The organism is Trinickia camelliae, assembly GCF_053525655.1.
Genome location: NZ_JBCHAA010000004.1, coordinates 313,173 through 328,182, shown reverse-complemented (window position 1 = coordinate 328,182; position 15,010 = coordinate 313,173). Strand labels below are relative to the sequence as shown.

Below are 15,010 nucleotides of genomic sequence, written 5' to 3'. Positions count from 1 at the left end.
TGACGAATACGGGGTCATCGTGCGTGAATCACCACATTTGACATCGGTCGCGCCATTCGCGGGAGCAGCCGCTCACCTGACGATCGCGCATCCCAAGGATGTTCCAGGCGTGCATGGGCAAACCGAGCGGGCGCTGATCTACGTGGCGCGCGTGCCCGACGAGGCGCTCGTCGAGCATATGAAGACGCGCGGCTGGCATGTATCGGTGGCGCGCACGGCCGCCGACGCGGTGCGCCTGATTCGCCCGGACACGCCCTATGCGGGGATCGTCGACATCACGCGCTTTGCTGCCCGCGAGCTCGCATGCCTCGAAACGAGCCTGCGACAGCAGCAGATCGGCTGGATCGCGCTCGCGAGCCCCGAACAGATCGACGACCCCGAGGTGCGCCGCATCATCCGCCACTACTGCTTCGACTACGTGAAGCTGCCGGCCGCGAGCCAAACGATCGACTACCTCGTCGGCCATGCCTGGGGCATGGTGACGCTGTGCGATCTCGACTTCGTCGCCGGCGTGGCGGCAGCGGGCGATGACGAGATGGTCGGCACCTGCGAGGCGATGCAGCAGCTCTTCCGCACGATTCGCAAGGTCGCGAATACCGATGCGACGGTGTTCATCTCCGGCGAATCGGGCACCGGCAAGGAACTGACCGCGGTCGCGATTCACGAGCGCTCGCCGAGGCGCAAAGCCCCGTTCGTGCCGATCAATTGCGGCGCGATTCCGCACCACCTGCTGCAATCGGAGTTGTTCGGCTACGAGCGCGGCGCGTTCACGGGCGCAAACCAGCGCAAGATCGGGCGCGTCGAATCCGCCGACGGCGGCACGCTCTTTCTCGACGAAATCGGCGACCTGCCGCTCGAAAGCCAGGCGAGCCTGCTGCGTTTCCTGCAGGAAGGCAAGATCGAGCGCCTCGGCGGCCGCGAATCGATTTCCGTGGACGTGCGCGTGATCTCGGCGACGCACGTCGACCTCGATGTCGCCATGCGCGAGGGGCGCTTTCGCGCGGACCTATTCCACCGCCTGTGCGTGCTGCGCGTCGACGAGCCGCCGCTGCGCGCGCGCGGCAAGGACATCGAAATCCTCGCGCATCACATCCTGCACAAGTTCAAGACGGACAGCTCCCGCAAGATCCGCGGCTTCACGCCCTCGGCAATCGAGGCGATGCACAACTACAACTGGCCCGGCAACGTGCGCGAGCTGATCAACCGCGTGCGGCGCGCGATCGTGATGGCGGAGAGCAAGCTGATCTCGGCCGAGGACCTCGACCTCGAGCACTTCACCGCGCAAGAGTCGCTGACGCTCGCGCAAGCGCGCGAAGCCGCCGAGAAACGCGCGATCGAAGCGGCGCTGTTGCGGCACCGGCACCGGCTCAACGAGGCGGCGCAGGATCTCGGCATCTCGCGCGTCACGCTGTACCGGCTGATGGGCGCGCATGGGCTGCGCGAAGTGACGGCGTCGGACGACAAGCCGCTCGCCGCAAGCGACGCCGATGGCGAGAGCGGCGAGCCCAACGGTCAAGGGTTGAAGTGAAGCGCGAGGGAGCCACAGCCCGCCCTGCCTAAACCTGCGCCAGGCGGGACCGGCCCCCGCCTGGGCTCGGGTAGAATCGGCAGGATTGCCGCTCCCTCTCTTCACGATGACGACACTCACCCTGATCGTCGCTCGCGCCAGCAACGGCGTGATCGGCCGCGACAACCAGTTGCCCTGGCATTTGCCCGAAGACCTCAAGCACTTCAAGCAGACGACGATGGGCGCGCCCATCGTCATGGGCCGCAAGACGCACGAATCGATCGGCAGGCCGCTGCCGGGGCGTCGCAACGTCGTCGTGACGCGCGACGCGTCGCGGCGCTTCAACGGTTGCGATACGGTCACGGATTTGCCGGCGGCGCTCGCGCTCGCGGCGCAAGACCAGGCGCCCGAGGCGTTCCTGATCGGCGGCGCCCAGCTCTACGCCGAAGCCATGGCCTTGGCGGACAAGCTGATCGTCACTGAGATCATGGCGGACTTCGAGGGCGACGCGACGTTTCCGGAGCTCGACCCGAATGAGTGGAACGAAGTCTCGCGCGAAGTGCATCACGCCAATGCGCCGAATGACTTCGATTACGCGTTCGTCGTTTATCAGCGTAAGGATCAGGCGTAAAAGTCACGCTCAATAAAAAAGACGGCTCTTAGTGAGCCGTCTTTTTGTTTTCAGTCCGCGGCGCGCTTACTGCCCCGCCACCGTCATCCGCTCGATCAGCACCGAACCGGTCTGCTTGGTGCCGCGCACGATCGTGTCGGCACCGATCGCGACGATATGCCGGAACATCTCCTGCAGCGTGCTCGCGACCGTGATCTCCTCGACCGGATACTGGATCTTGCCGTTCTCGACCCAGAAGCCCGACGCGCCGCGCGAATAATCGCCCGTCACGTAGTTGACGCCCTGCCCCATCAGCTCGGTCAGCAACAAGCCGGTGCCAAGCTTCTTGAGCATCGCTTCGAAATCGTCTCCGGGGCGCGTTTGCGAGCTCAGGAGCGAGAGGTTATGCGAGCCGCCCGCGTTGCCCGTCGTTTGCATGCCGAGCTTGCGCGCCGAGTACGTCGACAGGAAATAGCCTTCGACCACGCCGTCCTTCACCACCGCGCGCTCCTTCGTGCGCACGCCTTCTTCGTCGAACGGCGCGCTGCCCATCGCGCGCGGCACGTGCGGGTCTTCGACGATCTGCACATGCGGCGCGAATACCGGCTTGCCGAGGCTGTCGACGAGAAACGACGTCTTGCGGTAGAGCGCGCCGCCGCTCGTCGCCTGCACGAACGCGCCAAGGAGGCCGGCGGCGAGCGGCGCTTCGAACAGCACCGGCACCTTGCGCGTATCGAGACCCTTCGCGCCCATGCGCGCGAGCGCGCGCTCGGCCGCGTAACGTCCCACTGCCTCCGGCGCGGCGAGTTCGGCTGCGCTGCGCTTGGACGAATACCAGTCGTCGCGCTGCATGTTGCGCCCGCTGCCCGCGATCGGCGCGCACGCCACGTAGTGGCGCGAGTACGGATAGCCGTGCAGGAAGCCGCGCGTCGTCGCGAGCACGAACTGCGAATGCTGCGCGGAGACGCTCGCGCCTTCCGAGTTGCGGATCTGCGGATTGGTCGCGAAGGCGGCGTCTTCGGCGCGGCGGGCCAGCTCGACCGCGTCATCGGCCGTCAAATGCCACGGATGATACAAATCGAGATCGCGCGGCGCCGTTTCCAGCAGCTCAGTTTCGGCGAGGCCCGCACAGTTGTCCTCGGCGGTGAAGCGCGCGATGTTGTAGGCCGCCGCGACCGTGTCGCGCAGCGCTTCCGGCGAAAAGTCCGAGGTGCTCGCGTTGCCGCGCTTCGCGCCGATGAAAACGGTCACGCCGACCATCTTGTCGCGGTTGTGCTCGATCGTCTCGACTTCGCCGCGCCGCACCGACACCGACAAGCCATCGCCTTCGGAGATTTCGGTCGCGGCGTCCGACGCGCCGAGCGACTTCGCGTGACGAAGAATGTCCGACGCGATCTCTTTCAGTTCGTCCTGGGTGTGCGGAAAAAAGCGCTGCTTGGCGTCCATGTCTGCTGCCATCGTTGTAGCCGTCCGGTATTGAGCTGCGTATTGAGCTCTCATTGAGCTATCGCTGGGCGGTGCCGCCGGGCCTCGAAAGGGGCTGCCGCTGCGCCCATCGGTGTTGCGTTGCGCGGTACGTCACGCATCCCGCGATCATAGCAAGGTCCGCGCCGGTTCACCTGCGATTCAATAGAGCGGTAAACCCGGTTCGCGGCGGCGGGCGGGGTCTTGGCCAAATGGCCGACGCCGCGGTCCGGCCGCAGGTCGACGGGTAAAAGACGCCGCGCGGCACGTTACAATGCGGGGATGACACGCAAAACCCGCATTCAACCCATGCAATCCGGCGACGCCGACGTCGCGGATGACAACGGCTACGACCGCCCCAGCAAATCCCAGCTCAAGCGCGAAATGCACGCGCTGCAGGAGCTGGGCTTGGCGCTCGTCGAGCTTCCCAAAGACGCGCTCAAGCGCATGCCGATGCCGGAAAACCTCGCCGACGCCGTGCTCGAAGCGCGCCGCATCACCGATCACGAAGGCAGGCGCCGGCAGATCCAGTACGTCGGCCGCGTGATGCGCACGCTGCTCGAAGACGAAATCGCGGCCCTGCGCCAGGCGCTCGACACCTACAACGGCGTCAACAAGGCCGAAACAGCGAAGCTGCACTGGATCGAGCGCACACGCGACGCACTCATCGCAAGCGACGACGCGTTGACCGCGTTCCTGAAGCAGCACCCGGCCGCGGATGCCCAGGAAGGCCGCACGCTGATCCGCAACGCACGCAAGGAGGCGCAGCAAGGCAAGCCGCCGCGCTATTTCCGCGAACTGTTCCAATGGATCAAGACGGTCAGCGCCGCGGATGGCGACGCCGCTGACGACGACATCGACGACACTGCCGCCGAGGACGACGATGACGACTTCCGCGCGTAACCCCGTGCGTAATCAGGAGCGTCAGCACCCCGACGAAATCCTGATCGGCCTCGTGTCGATCAGCGACCGGGCGTCGAGCGGCGTCTACGAGGACAAGGGCATTCCGTCGCTGGAAACGTGGCTAGCGACCGCGCTCAAGTCGCCGTGGCGCGTAGAAACCCGCCTGATCCAGGACGACGCCGCCACGATCACCGCCACCCTGATCGAACTCGTCGACGAGCAAGGGTGCGACCTCGTGCTCACGACCGGCGGCACCGGCCCCGCGCGGCGCGACGTCACGCCTGAGGCCACGCTGGCGGCGGGAACGAAGGAAATGCCCGGTTTCGGCGAACAAATGCGCCAGATCAGCCTGAATTTCGTGCCCACCGCGATCCTCTCGCGGCAGGTCGCGGTGATTCGCGAAACGCCGGATCACGCGGCGCTGATCGTGAACCTGCCGGGTCAGCCGAAATCGATTCAGGAAACGCTGGAAGGGTTGCGCGACGCGTCGGGCGCGGTGAAGGTGCCGGGCATCTTCGCCGCGGTGCCCTATTGCATCGATTTGATCGGCGGCCCGTACGTCGAAACGAATGACGATGTCGTGGCCGCGTTCCGCCCGAAAAGCGCGCGGCGCGAAGCGAAGTAACCGGCGGGCCGCCGTTCTTCCGAGCAGCCCGCCGTTCCCGCCTTTTCCAATCGAATGGCCTCTTACGCCCCTTCAGACTGCGCGCTCGACGCGCTCGCTGCCGGAATCAGGAAGTGCTCGCGGTAATACTTGAGCTCGTCGATCGACTCGTGGATATCGGCGAGGGCCGTATGCATCGCCCGCTTCTGAAAGCCCTTGTAAATCGCCGGCTGCCAGCGGCGGCACAGTTCCTTGAGCGTGCTCACGTCGAGGTTGCGGTAATGGAAGAAGCGCTCGAGTTCCGGCATCCAGCGCGCCATGAAGCGGCGGTCCTGGCAAATCGAATTGCCGCACATCGGCGACTTGCCGGGCGGCACGACCGCGCCGAGAAACGCGCGGATCTGCTCGGCCGCGTCGTCCTCGGTCACCGTGGACGCGCGCACGCGCTCGATGAGACCCGAGCGGCCGTGCGTGTTCTTGTTCCACTCGTCCATTTTGTCGAGCGTCTCGTCGCTCTGGTGGATGGCAAGCACCGGGCCTTCGATGGCCACGTCGAGCGTCGAATTCGTCACGACCACGGCGATCTCGATGATGCGGTCGGTGTCGGGCTCGAGACCCGTCATTTCCATGTCGAGCCAGACGAGGTTCATCTCGCTGCGAACGAGCGTCGGCTCGCCGACGGATTCGAGAATGTCAGTCATGAATTGCAACCTTGTTTGATGAAGCGCTGTCGCGGCGACAGATCAACGCGTGACCCGCGCCGGCCGATGTCCGCGAACCGCGGGCCTGCCGCGATTCGGGTGCAAAAGCGCTCGCCGGATCGGCGAGCCCCTATAATTCTCGCATAGATACAACTGGTTCCCTCGATGTCCACTCTCGCCTTCACCGTCCTGTTCATAGCCGCCATACTGGCCATGGTTGGCACGAAGCTCTGGCTCGCATCGCGCCAGATCCGCTTCGTCGCGGCGCACCGCGGCCAGGTCCCCGAGCAATTTGCCGGCACGATCGCACTTGCCGCGCACCAGCGCGCCGCCGACTACACGATCGAGCGCACGCGGCTGACGATGCTCGAAGTGATCGTCAGCGCCGCTGTGCTGATCGCGCTCACGCTGCTCGGCGGCGTCGCGGCGATCAACGGCTTGGTTTCGAACTGGCTCGGCGAGAGTTACCTGGGGGAGATCGGACTCGTCGCGGTCGTCATTGCGATTACGAGCGCGATCGACCTGCCGTTCGACTACTACCGCCAGTTCGTCGTCGAGGAGCGCTTCGGCTTCAATCGGATGACGAAGCGCATTTTCTTCACCGATCTCGTCAAGGGCATCGCGCTTGGCGCGGCGCTCGGCCTGCCGCTGCTCTTCGTCCTGCTGTGGCTCATGAATCAGGCGGGCAGCCTGTGGTGGCTGTGGGCGTGGGTCGTGCTCGTCGCGTTCCAGATGCTCGTGCTCGTGCTCTATCCGACGTTTATCGCCCCGCTCTTCAACAAGTTCGAACCGCTGACCGACGATGCCCTGAAAAGCCGCATCGAAGCGCTCATGAAGCGCTGCGGCTTCGCTGCGAAGGGTCTCTTCGTGATGGACGGCAGCCGCCGCTCGGCGCACGGCAACGCGTACTTCACGGGCTTCGGCGCCGCCAAGCGAATCGTGTTCTTCGATACGCTGCTTGCGCGGCTGTCCGGCAGCGAGATCGAAGCGGTGCTCGCGCATGAGCTCGGCCACTTCAAGCGCCGCCACGTGATCAAGCGCATGATCGTCACGTTCGCGATCAGCCTCGCGATGCTCGCGCTGCTCGGCTGGCTCACCCAGCGCGTGTGGTTCTACGAAGGGCTCGGCGTGCAGCCGTCGATGACGGGCAGCAACAGCGGCCTTGCCCTCGTGCTGTTCTTCCTCGCGCTGCCGGTGTTCATGTTCTTCGTGACGCCGCTTGGGAGCCTGAGCTCGCGCAAGCACGAATTCGAGGCGGATGCGTTCGCGGCAAGCCAGACCGGCGCGCAAGACCTCGTCAATGCGCTCGTCAAGCTGTACGAAGACAACGCGTCGACGCTCACGCCCGACCCGCTCTACACCGCGTTCTACTATTCGCATCCGCCGGCCTCGCAGCGGATCGACCGACTGTTGCGGCACGCATGAGCGGCCGCCCCGCGAAAACCGCGCGCAAGACTAACGCCGCTGCGCGCGCCGAAGGGCTCGTCATCGCCGCACACGGACGCCACTACGTCGTCGCACCCAATGGCGACGGCGCGCTTCTGCAATGCTTCCCGCGCGGCAAGAAAAGCGAGGTGGCGGTCGGCGATCGCGTCGTCTACGAGTTGACGTCGGTGGATCAAGGCGTGATCGTCGAGATCGGCGAGAGGCGCAACCTGCTGTATCGCTCGGATCAATTCAAGTCGAAGCTCTTCGCCGCGAACCTCGATCAGTTGCTGATCGTGCTCGCCACCGAGCCGCATTTCAGCGAAGACCTGCTCGGCCGCGCGCTGATCGCCGCCGAGGCCAATACACTGAAGCCCTTGATCGTGCTGAACAAGACCGATGTCGAGGCGGCCCTGCCGGCGGCGCGCGCACGGCTCGAGCCGTATCGCGCGCTCGGCTACGAGGTGCTGGAACTGTCGATCAAGACCCAGCCCGACGCCGCCCGCGAAATCCTGGCCGACCATCTGCACGATCATGCGACGCTGCTGCTCGGCCAATCGGGCATGGGCAAGTCGACGCTCGTGAACCTGCTCGTGCCCGACGCCGATGTGGCAACGCGCGAAATTTCGACCGCGCTCAACAGCGGCCGCCACACCACGACCTTCACCCGCCTCTACCCTATGCCCACTGGCGGCGCGCTGATCGATTCGCCGGGCTTTCAGGAATTCGGCCTTTACCACCTGACCGAAGGCCGCCTGGAGCGCGCGTTTCCCGAGTTTCGGCCGCTCCTCGCGCACTGCCGCTTCTACAACTGCCACCACCTGCAAGAACCGGGTTGCGCGATACTGGAAGCTGTCGCGGACGGCCGCGTCTCGCCCGAGCGGCATGCGCTCTATGCGCAACTGGTGCACGAGGCGAGCCAGATCGTTCGCTGAGTCCACATATAAGCGCCCGCCGCTTCGCTTCCCCAGCGCTTCGACAAGGCCATAGACCATAACCCACCATGCTGCGATTGATGCACGCCCCCAACCCGGTCATCGGCCAGCACTGGGTCAACGTGCTGGCGGCCGCGGGAATTCCGTGCGAATTGCACAACCGGTATCTGAACGGCGCCATGGGCGAGATCCCGGCGGATCAGTGCGCGCCGGAATTGTGGCTCGTCGATGAGCGTGACGAGGCGCTGGCAAGAAGGCTGATCGAAGCGGCTTTGAGCGGGCCGCCGGCAGGTGCGGCGGCTTGGCGATGCCACGCGTGCGGCGAGACGCTTGAAGCGCAATTCACACAGTGCTGGCAGTGTGGAGCAACACGCGATCCGCGTGATGAGTGAGAAACGAAGTGCCGTCCCCTCTTGGCCGGCACTTCGTGACGGAGCTTGCTCGCCGGCTTACGACACCCAGACGGCGATCGTCAGCATCAACAACAAAATCATCCACAGGATGACCGCACGCCACACGAGACCGACGGCCGATTGCAGCGTGCGCGGCGTGCAATCGTCGCCGACCGGCATCGGGCCACCATCGCCGACCGCCAGCGCATCGAGGCTCGACGGCTCCGCAAGCGGTCCGGCGAGCCGCGCGCCGAGCGCACCGCTGCCGGCAGCAAGCAGCACGCCGTCGTTCACATCGGGCCACTGGCGCGAATGATTGCGCCACGCGTAAATCGCGTCTTCGAAATTGCCGACGATCGCAAAGCCGAGCGAAGTGAGCCGCGCCGGCACCCAATCGATCACAAAGAACGCACGCTGGGCGAAGTTCGAAAACGCCACGGTCCGCTCGTCCGTCGGCGCCGACCACGAACGCGCGAGATATTCAGCGATCCGGTACAGCACGGCGCCCGCCGGCCCGATCGGCACCAAAAACCAGAAGAACACGCCGAACACGTGCCGGTGCGATGCGACGACCGCATGAATCAGCGTATGCCGGACAATTTCGCCGACCGGCATATCGACGGTATCTATTCCGGTCCACTCGTTGAGAATTTCCCGTGCTCGCGGCACGTCGTCGTTATTTAACGCGAGGTGAATATCGGTGAAGTAATGGCTGAATTGCCGAAACCCGAGCGTGAAATAAACGATCACGACGTTCCAGAGAAACGCCAGGACGAAATTGATGTGATAAAGGACGTAATAGACGAGCGCGACGGCAAGCGTCCACGGCAGCACGACGACGAGCCACGCCAGAATCCCATGCTTTTTCTTGCCGGCGTCGAAGCCGTGCGCCGCCGACTCCGCATGATATTGAAGCAGCGCGAACACCGGATTGTTCGGCGACAGCGCACGCATCTGTTCGATTATTAGAGCCAGCAATACGGAGAAAAAAGTCATGCGAAGCGCCGTGCTATTTCGGGTTTTTGCGGTTGTCGCGTAACGATATCACAGGGTCAGAGCATTGGAACGAACGCTGCCGCGGAGCCCTGGCGAATACGGCCGGCACGAGTCGACTCAAGCGGCGAGAAACCGATAGAAATTGCGCAACATGCCGGCAGTTGCTCCCCAAATGAAATAGTCCCCGCCCACGTCGCCGCGCGGATAAGGCATTGCAAAAAAACGACGCTCACCGCCATCCCAGCGCACCACGCGCACTTGGTGATGGCCAGGGTTCATCAGGAACGCGAGCGGCACCTCGAAGATATCGGCGACTTCGAAAGTATCCGGATGCAAGGTGAACGGCATATGCACGAGCCCGACAACGGGCGTCACGCTAAACCCGGTACCCGTCAGGTAGTCGGGCAGTGCGCCCAGCACCTCGACTCGCTCGGGCGCCAGCCCCACTTCTTCCTGCGCTTCGCGCAACGCAGTGGCCGCGGCGCTTGGGTCCTCCGGCTCGCGCCGGCCACCCGGAAAGCTCACCTGCCCCGCATGATCGTTGAGATGATCGGCCCGCTGCGTAAGCAGCACGGTCAGCCCCGATTCGCGCACGACGATAGGCACGAGCACCGCCGCTTCGCGCGGGTCGCCGTCTTCCGGCAGCCAACGCACTTCTCTCGGTTCCGGATCCCAGGCAAGGGGCGCATGAAAGCGTGAGCGCAGCCAGTCCGCGGTCAGGCGCTCAGGCGCGAGAGCCGGCAAATCGGAGCCGGTGGATTCAATGGACTGGGCTTCGGGGTCGAAAATGGGGCGTGGGCGGATCAACAGCAGTCTCGTGACGATCGTGTGCGATAGGGGCTATTGTGACCCACCAAGAAAAAAAGCACCCGGGACGGGTGCTTTTTCTTACAGCTTTTACGCTCAAGACGCTTCGCGGTCTTTCGACACCAGCTTTTCCTTGATCCGGGCCGACTTGCCCGAACGCTCGCGCAGGTAGTACAGCTTCGCGCGACGAACGTCGCCGCGACGCTTCACAACGATGCTTGCCAACAGCGGCGAGTACGTCTGGAACGTACGCTCGACGCCTTCGCCCGACGAAATCTTGCGGACGATGAACGACGAGTTGAGACCACGATTACGCTTCGCGATCACGACGCCTTCGTAAGCCTGAACGCGCTTGCGGGTACCTTCAACCACGTTCACGTTCACGATCACCGTATCGCCAGGGGCGAATTCGGGGATGGTCTTGCCTGCGAGCGAACGCTCGATTTCTTCCTGCTCGAGTTTTTCAATCAGATTCATCACTGACTCCTAATGCCATCTTGTCGGCGTTCGTACCTGCCTTGCGGCATGGCCCCGATAGAGGATGGGTTCACATCTGGCGCCGTACACGCATGTGCGGCACCGCCTATGTCCTGCGAACGAATGCCGAAGGGGTCAAGCCTTCGGTGTTTCTTTCGCCAGACTTGCGAGCCATGCCTCATCGGCACGGCTCAACATCTTGTTGCGCCTCGCGCGCTCGATCAAATCGGGCCGCTTGGCAAACGTATTTCTGAGCGCCTCGCGCCGGCGCCACTGTTCGATCTCCGCGTGATGGCCGCCAAGCAGCACATCGGGTACGCGCACGCCGTCGTATTCCTCGGGCCGCGTATAGTGCGGACAATCGAGCAAGCCGTCGACAAAGCTGTCTTGCACCGCCGATTGCGCATCGTTGAGCACGCCAGGCAACTGCCTCACAACAGCATCCATCAGCGCCATTGCGGGCAGCTCGCCGCCCGACAGCACGAAGTCGCCGAGACTCACTTCCTCATCGACACAACGATCGAGCAACCGCTGGTCGATCGCCTCATAGCGCCCGCACAGCAACACCAGTCCGGGTTCTTGCGCAAAACGCATCACCCGATCGTGATCGAGCCGCGCGCCCTGCGGCGACATCATGACGACACGCGTACCGGCGATGCCCTGCTCCGCCTGCGCCGCCTTCGCGGCACCGATCGCCGCTTCGAGGGGCTTGGCCAGCATCACCATACCCGGACCGCCGCCGTACGGGCGATCGTCGACCGTACGATAGTTGTCGGTCGTGAAATCGCGCGGATTCCACGTACGCAACCCGAAACGTCCCTGCTTCGCTGCGCGGCTCGTGATACCCCAGTCGGTCAGCGCGCGAAACATGTCAGGAAAGAGCGAAACGACATCGAACTGCACCGCTCTCTCCGTTGGTTCGATCATGTTCAATAATCGGCTTCCCAGTCGACGACGATTTGCTTCGCCGCCCGATCCACCGTTTTGACGTACACACCGACGAACGGAATCAGGCGTTCGCCCTTGACCTCGCGGCCGTCCTTCGCCGTCATCGGATACTCGATGCGCAAAACCGAATGCGCGCTGTTGTCGATCATGCCGACAACTTGGCCAAGCGCCACGCCTGCCTCGTTGACGACATTCAGGCCGAGCAAATCGACCCAGTAATACTCGTCGTCTCCCAGCGCCGGAAAATCGCTGCGCCGTACATGAACGCTGTAGCCGCGCAGCGCGAATGCGGCATCGCGATCGGCAGGGCCGCCCAAATGCGCGACGATGCTGTCGCCGTGCGTCTTCGACTGCAGTACCGCGGCCGATTTGCGCTCGCGGCCCTTCACGAGCCACCAGCGCTTCGCGCTCAACAGCGCATCGCCGCCCCGCCCGGCGTCCGCATGCGCGGCCACCTTGACCCAACCCTTCAGACCGTACGCGTCGACGATCGCGCCGACTTCGACCGCGTCGTCAGGCCAGGCTTCCGCCGATTCGACGCGCATCTGCGCCGCTTCGGATTCCGCGCCGGACACACTGCTTGCGGCAGGCGTACGGACGGACGGCTTGCGGGCGGACGGCTGTCGCACGAACGCACCAAACGATGCTTGCGTGCGAGCCGCGCCTTTCGCGCGGCCGGAACCGCCAGATTCACGATCGGACATCAATCAACCTCGCGAACGGCGACAACGCCAACCACTCGCTCAAACGAAAGCAGCGCATCTGGCATGCCGAGCGATGTGCTCTGACGCATGGCAGATGCGCGCATTGAGTAGCCGAAGCCGAACAACACAGGCCGTGTGGCCCCAACTGCCATTAAGCAGCCGGCTGCGCCTTTTGCGCTTGCTTCACGAGACGCTCGACGGTCGGCGACAGTTGTGCGCCAACGCCTTGCCAGTACGTGAGGCGGTCTTGAGCGATGCGCAGCGACTCACCCTTCGTAGCGACCGGGTTGTAAAAGCCAACGCGTTCGATGAAGCGGCCGTCACGACGGTTACGCGAATCGGTTGCGACGATGTTGTAGAACGGGCGCTTCTTCGAGCCGCCACGAGCCAAGCGGATGATGACCATACTAGAATCCTTGAAAACCGGGGTTCGGAACCACAGAAACAGTCGATTATAGCGGGAAACCGAAGCCATAACAAACACTTACCTGAAAAACTGGAAGCACGGGTGGTGCGATACCGACACACCACCTGATCAGCAAGCTGGGAAACGGCCTGCAAATCGCGCCGAGAGGCGCGTAAAAGCTCGCTTTCCTCCTATCAAACGGTGCGAACTACCTGCGACAGAACCGGACCCATCCCGGGCACTCGCCTATCGACACAGCCGCAAGAGCCCGCCATGTCTTCACGCCTCTCCTCACGCTGCGGCTCGCCACATGCTCCCGCACGCGGGCTCGGCGTAGAATGCGCGGTCTGCTGTGGCGCGCCTCGTTTTGCGTCGCCGCCCGCCATTCGTTCCGTCGACCGCCTCCTTGCAAGACGTCTATGTCCGCCAACGCTTCGTCAGCCTCACCCCGCTTTCGCTCGAAGACCCTCACTGCCGCGCTCGCTTTCTTTTTCGGTAGCCTAGGCGCACATCGCTTCTATCTGTATGGCTTTCGTGACGTGTTCGGCTGGGCGCATCTGGTTGGCACGATCATCGGCATTCCGGGCGTCCTGCTGCTCGTCGCCACCCAGCGCGCCGCCACGATCGGCTGGTGGCTCGCGGTTCCCGGCGCGGTTTCGCTCTTTGCGGCGTTCCTCGCCGCGATCGTCTACGGACTGCGTCCCGACCAGAAATGGGATGCGCAATTCAACGCGCACACCGGTAAGCACAGCCGCTCCGGCTGGACGGTCATCTTCGTCGTGATCTTTTCGCTGTTTTTCGGCGCTTTCCTGTTGATGAGCGGGCTCGCGCTTTCATTCCAAACCTACTTCGAGTCGCAAGTCGAAGCGGCGAAGTCGCTTTCGCAATAAAAACAGCCGCAGGTGTTAGCGCACCCGGATGTGCCGGCCCGTCAGAAGAGGCTCAACTGCGGGTTGTCTTGGGGCGGCTCGGACGGCCGCGTTCCAGCTAACTGTGTGCGGAACTGCGAGATATCGAGAATTCCGCGCCTGCGCTCATTGAGACCCAGCCGGCGCACCGCGTTGTGAAAGCGCTGCTTGAGCAGCTCCGCCCACAAGCCCTCCCCCTTCATACGCTGCGCGAACGACGAGTCATAGTCCTTGCCGCCCCTCATGTCACGCACTCGCGCCATCACGCGCTCCGCACGGTCGGGGAAATGCGCGGCGAGCCAATCCTTGAACAGCGGCGCCACCTCCCACGGCAAACGCAGGATGATGTAGCTCGCGCTCGACGCCCCCGCTTCGGCGCATGCCTCGAGCACGCGCTCCATGTCCTGCTCGGTGACGAACGGGATCACGGGCGCGATGCTCACGCCAACTGGAATGCCCGCCTGGCTCAAGGCGCGGATCGTGCGCAGCCGGCGCGACGGCGTCGCGGCGCGCGGTTCGAGCGTGCGGGCGATATCGGCGTCGAGCGTCGTGACGGTCACCGCGGCCATGAATTGATTGCGCGCCGCCATCGGCGCAAGCAGATCGATATCGCGCTCGATCAGCGACGACTTTGTAATGGCCGCAAAAGGATGACCGCGCTCGTGCAACACCTCGATCACGCGCCGCGTGATGCGCAATTCGCGCTCCACGGGCTGATAGGCATCCGTGTTGACGCCTAGCGCGATCGGCTCCGGCACATAGGTCTTCTTCGACAACTCGCGTTCGAGCAACTCCGCGGCGTTCACTTTGGCGTAAATGCGGCTTTCGAAATCGAGCCCTGGCGACAAACCGAGATAGCTGTGCGTCGGCCTGGCAAAACAATAGATGCAGCCGTGCTCGCAGCCGCGATACGGATTCAGGGAAACGCTGAACGGAATATCGGGCGAGGTGTTGCGCGTCAGGATGCTTTTCGCTCGCTCCTCGAACACCTGCGTGCGCAGGGCGGGCGCTTCGCTTTCGTCATCCTCGGATCTCACCCAGCCGTCATCGACCTTCTCGCGCTGGTCGACTTCATAGCGGCCCTGCAGATTCGTGACGGCCCCGCGCCCTTTGCGAGGCACGGGCAAGGCAATCGGAAATTCGGAATCGTCCATGGCTCGAACTTGGCAGCGGCGTATACTGTATAAATATACAGTATCGCTTCGCATAACGCCAAGCTGCTC

At 63.9% G+C, this 15,010-nt stretch carries 17 protein-coding genes; 8 read left to right on the top strand and 9 right to left on the bottom strand.

From position 1 onward, the window contains the following. Nucleotides 1-19 precede the first annotated feature (19 nt). Nucleotides 20-1,528, top strand: a complete 1,509-nt coding sequence (locus AAHK20_RS09835) for a sigma-54 dependent transcriptional regulator (protein ID WP_449181259.1) — start codon at nucleotides 20-22, stop codon at nucleotides 1,526-1,528. A gap of 106 nt (nucleotides 1,529-1,634) precedes the next feature. Beyond that, complete coding sequence (locus AAHK20_RS09830; RefSeq protein WP_449181258.1) at nucleotides 1,635-2,138, top strand: dihydrofolate reductase; 504 nt, start codon at nucleotides 1,635-1,637, stop codon at nucleotides 2,136-2,138. A 66-nt stretch (nucleotides 2,139-2,204) separates the two neighbouring features. Here AAHK20_RS09830 and pmbA read toward each other — a convergent pair whose 3' ends face one another. Then, a complete protein-coding gene (gene pmbA / locus AAHK20_RS09825) occupies nucleotides 2,205-3,575 on the bottom strand; it encodes a metalloprotease PmbA (protein ID WP_449181257.1) in 1,371 nt (456 codons plus the stop codon). A gap of 288 nt (nucleotides 3,576-3,863) precedes the next feature. On the opposite strand from pmbA, the gene yjgA reads away from it, so the two are divergent. Further along, nucleotides 3,864-4,484, top strand: a complete 621-nt coding sequence (yjgA, locus tag AAHK20_RS09820) for a ribosome biogenesis factor YjgA (RefSeq protein WP_449181256.1) — start codon at nucleotides 3,864-3,866, stop codon at nucleotides 4,482-4,484. Then, nucleotides 4,465-5,109, top strand: a complete 645-nt coding sequence (mog, locus tag AAHK20_RS09815) for a molybdopterin adenylyltransferase (RefSeq protein ID WP_449181255.1) — start codon at nucleotides 4,465-4,467, stop codon at nucleotides 5,107-5,109. Before yjgA ends, mog begins: the two co-directional genes overlap by 20 nt. A gap of 62 nt (nucleotides 5,110-5,171) precedes the next feature. Here the strand turns inward: mog and orn are convergent, their stop codons facing one another. Further along, a complete protein-coding gene (gene orn, locus AAHK20_RS09810) occupies nucleotides 5,172-5,789 on the bottom strand; it encodes an oligoribonuclease (protein WP_449181254.1) in 618 nt (205 codons plus the stop codon). 165 nt (nucleotides 5,790-5,954) lie between these two features. On the opposite strand from orn, the gene AAHK20_RS09805 reads away from it, so the two are divergent. The 3 genes from AAHK20_RS09805 to AAHK20_RS09795 all read left to right on the top strand — a co-directional run bounded on the left by AAHK20_RS09805 (nucleotide 5,955) and on the right by AAHK20_RS09795 (nucleotide 8,541). Then, complete coding sequence (locus AAHK20_RS09805; RefSeq protein WP_449181253.1) at nucleotides 5,955-7,214, top strand: M48 family metallopeptidase; 1,260 nt, start codon at nucleotides 5,955-5,957, stop codon at nucleotides 7,212-7,214. After that, nucleotides 7,211-8,149, top strand: a complete 939-nt coding sequence (rsgA, locus tag AAHK20_RS09800) for a ribosome small subunit-dependent GTPase A (RefSeq protein WP_449181252.1) — start codon at nucleotides 7,211-7,213, stop codon at nucleotides 8,147-8,149. The genes AAHK20_RS09805 and rsgA overlap by 4 nt, the downstream gene beginning before the upstream one ends. A gap of 71 nt (nucleotides 8,150-8,220) precedes the next feature. Further along, the gene (locus AAHK20_RS09795) at nucleotides 8,221-8,541 is read left to right on the top strand and encodes a putative signal transducing protein (RefSeq protein WP_449181348.1); all 321 of its coding nucleotides are present in this window, start codon (nucleotides 8,221-8,223) and stop codon (nucleotides 8,539-8,541) included. A 57-nt stretch (nucleotides 8,542-8,598) separates the two neighbouring features. Here AAHK20_RS09795 and AAHK20_RS09790 read toward each other — a convergent pair whose 3' ends face one another. From AAHK20_RS09790 to rpsP, 6 genes are all read right to left on the bottom strand, one after another. Next, nucleotides 8,599-9,537: a CobD/CbiB family protein gene (locus AAHK20_RS09790; protein ID WP_449181251.1), complete on the bottom strand. Its 939-nt coding sequence runs from the start codon at nucleotides 9,535-9,537 to the stop codon at nucleotides 8,599-8,601. Nucleotides 9,538-9,654: 117 nt separating this feature from the next. Further along, the gene (locus tag AAHK20_RS09785; protein WP_449181250.1) at nucleotides 9,655-10,344 is read right to left on the bottom strand and encodes a CoA pyrophosphatase; all 690 of its coding nucleotides are present in this window, start codon (nucleotides 10,342-10,344) and stop codon (nucleotides 9,655-9,657) included. Between the two features lie 96 nt (nucleotides 10,345-10,440). Beyond that, nucleotides 10,441-10,821 (bottom strand): 50S ribosomal protein L19, encoded by a 381-nt coding sequence (gene rplS / locus AAHK20_RS09780; protein ID WP_449181249.1) that lies wholly within the window; start codon nucleotides 10,819-10,821, stop codon nucleotides 10,441-10,443. A 135-nt stretch (nucleotides 10,822-10,956) separates the two neighbouring features. Next, the gene (gene trmD, locus AAHK20_RS09775) at nucleotides 10,957-11,748 is read right to left on the bottom strand and encodes a tRNA (guanosine(37)-N1)-methyltransferase TrmD (RefSeq protein ID WP_449181248.1); all 792 of its coding nucleotides are present in this window, start codon (nucleotides 11,746-11,748) and stop codon (nucleotides 10,957-10,959) included. A gap of 2 nt (nucleotides 11,749-11,750) precedes the next feature. After that, nucleotides 11,751-12,473 (bottom strand): ribosome maturation factor RimM, encoded by a 723-nt coding sequence (rimM, locus tag AAHK20_RS09770; RefSeq protein WP_449181247.1) that lies wholly within the window; start codon nucleotides 12,471-12,473, stop codon nucleotides 11,751-11,753. A 151-nt stretch (nucleotides 12,474-12,624) separates the two neighbouring features. Then, complete coding sequence (gene rpsP, locus AAHK20_RS09765) at nucleotides 12,625-12,879, bottom strand: 30S ribosomal protein S16 (protein WP_010091769.1); 255 nt, start codon at nucleotides 12,877-12,879, stop codon at nucleotides 12,625-12,627. A 419-nt stretch (nucleotides 12,880-13,298) separates the two neighbouring features. Between rpsP and AAHK20_RS09760 the strand changes: the two genes are divergently transcribed. Next, nucleotides 13,299-13,769, top strand: a complete 471-nt coding sequence (locus tag AAHK20_RS09760) for an NINE protein (RefSeq protein WP_449181246.1) — start codon at nucleotides 13,299-13,301, stop codon at nucleotides 13,767-13,769. 41 nt (nucleotides 13,770-13,810) lie between these two features. Here AAHK20_RS09760 and AAHK20_RS09755 read toward each other — a convergent pair whose 3' ends face one another. Continuing rightward, complete coding sequence (locus AAHK20_RS09755) at nucleotides 13,811-14,941, bottom strand: PA0069 family radical SAM protein (RefSeq protein ID WP_449181245.1); 1,131 nt, start codon at nucleotides 14,939-14,941, stop codon at nucleotides 13,811-13,813. Nucleotides 14,942-15,010: the final 69 nt, after the last annotated feature.

Excerpts from the sequence above, each read along its gene's own strand:
- AAHK20_RS09830 (WP_449181258.1), top strand. The coding sequence starts at position 1,635 with ATGACGACACTCACCCTGATCGTCGCTCGCGCCAGCAACGGCGTGATC.
- pmbA (WP_449181257.1), bottom strand. The coding sequence starts at position 3,575 with ATGGCAGCAGACATGGACGCCAAGCAGCGCTTTTTTCCGCACACCCAG.
- yjgA (WP_449181256.1), top strand. The coding sequence starts at position 3,864 with ATGACACGCAAAACCCGCATTCAACCCATGCAATCCGGCGACGCCGAC.
- mog (WP_449181255.1), top strand. The coding sequence starts at position 4,465 with ATGACGACTTCCGCGCGTAACCCCGTGCGTAATCAGGAGCGTCAGCAC.
- orn (WP_449181254.1), bottom strand. The coding sequence starts at position 5,789 with ATGACTGACATTCTCGAATCCGTCGGCGAGCCGACGCTCGTTCGCAGC.
- AAHK20_RS09805 (WP_449181253.1), top strand. The coding sequence starts at position 5,955 with ATGTCCACTCTCGCCTTCACCGTCCTGTTCATAGCCGCCATACTGGCC.
- rsgA (WP_449181252.1), top strand. The coding sequence starts at position 7,211 with ATGAGCGGCCGCCCCGCGAAAACCGCGCGCAAGACTAACGCCGCTGCG.
- AAHK20_RS09790 (WP_449181251.1), bottom strand. The coding sequence starts at position 9,537 with ATGACTTTTTTCTCCGTATTGCTGGCTCTAATAATCGAACAGATGCGT.
- rplS (WP_449181249.1), bottom strand. The coding sequence starts at position 10,821 with ATGAATCTGATTGAAAAACTCGAGCAGGAAGAAATCGAGCGTTCGCTC.
- trmD (WP_449181248.1), bottom strand. The coding sequence starts at position 11,748 with ATGATCGAACCAACGGAGAGAGCGGTGCAGTTCGATGTCGTTTCGCTC.
- rimM (WP_449181247.1), bottom strand. The coding sequence starts at position 12,473 with ATGTCCGATCGTGAATCTGGCGGTTCCGGCCGCGCGAAAGGCGCGGCT.
- rpsP (WP_010091769.1), bottom strand. The coding sequence starts at position 12,879 with ATGGTCATCATCCGCTTGGCTCGTGGCGGCTCGAAGAAGCGCCCGTTC.
- AAHK20_RS09760 (WP_449181246.1), top strand. The coding sequence starts at position 13,299 with ATGTCCGCCAACGCTTCGTCAGCCTCACCCCGCTTTCGCTCGAAGACC.
- AAHK20_RS09755 (WP_449181245.1), bottom strand. The coding sequence starts at position 14,941 with ATGGACGATTCCGAATTTCCGATTGCCTTGCCCGTGCCTCGCAAAGGG.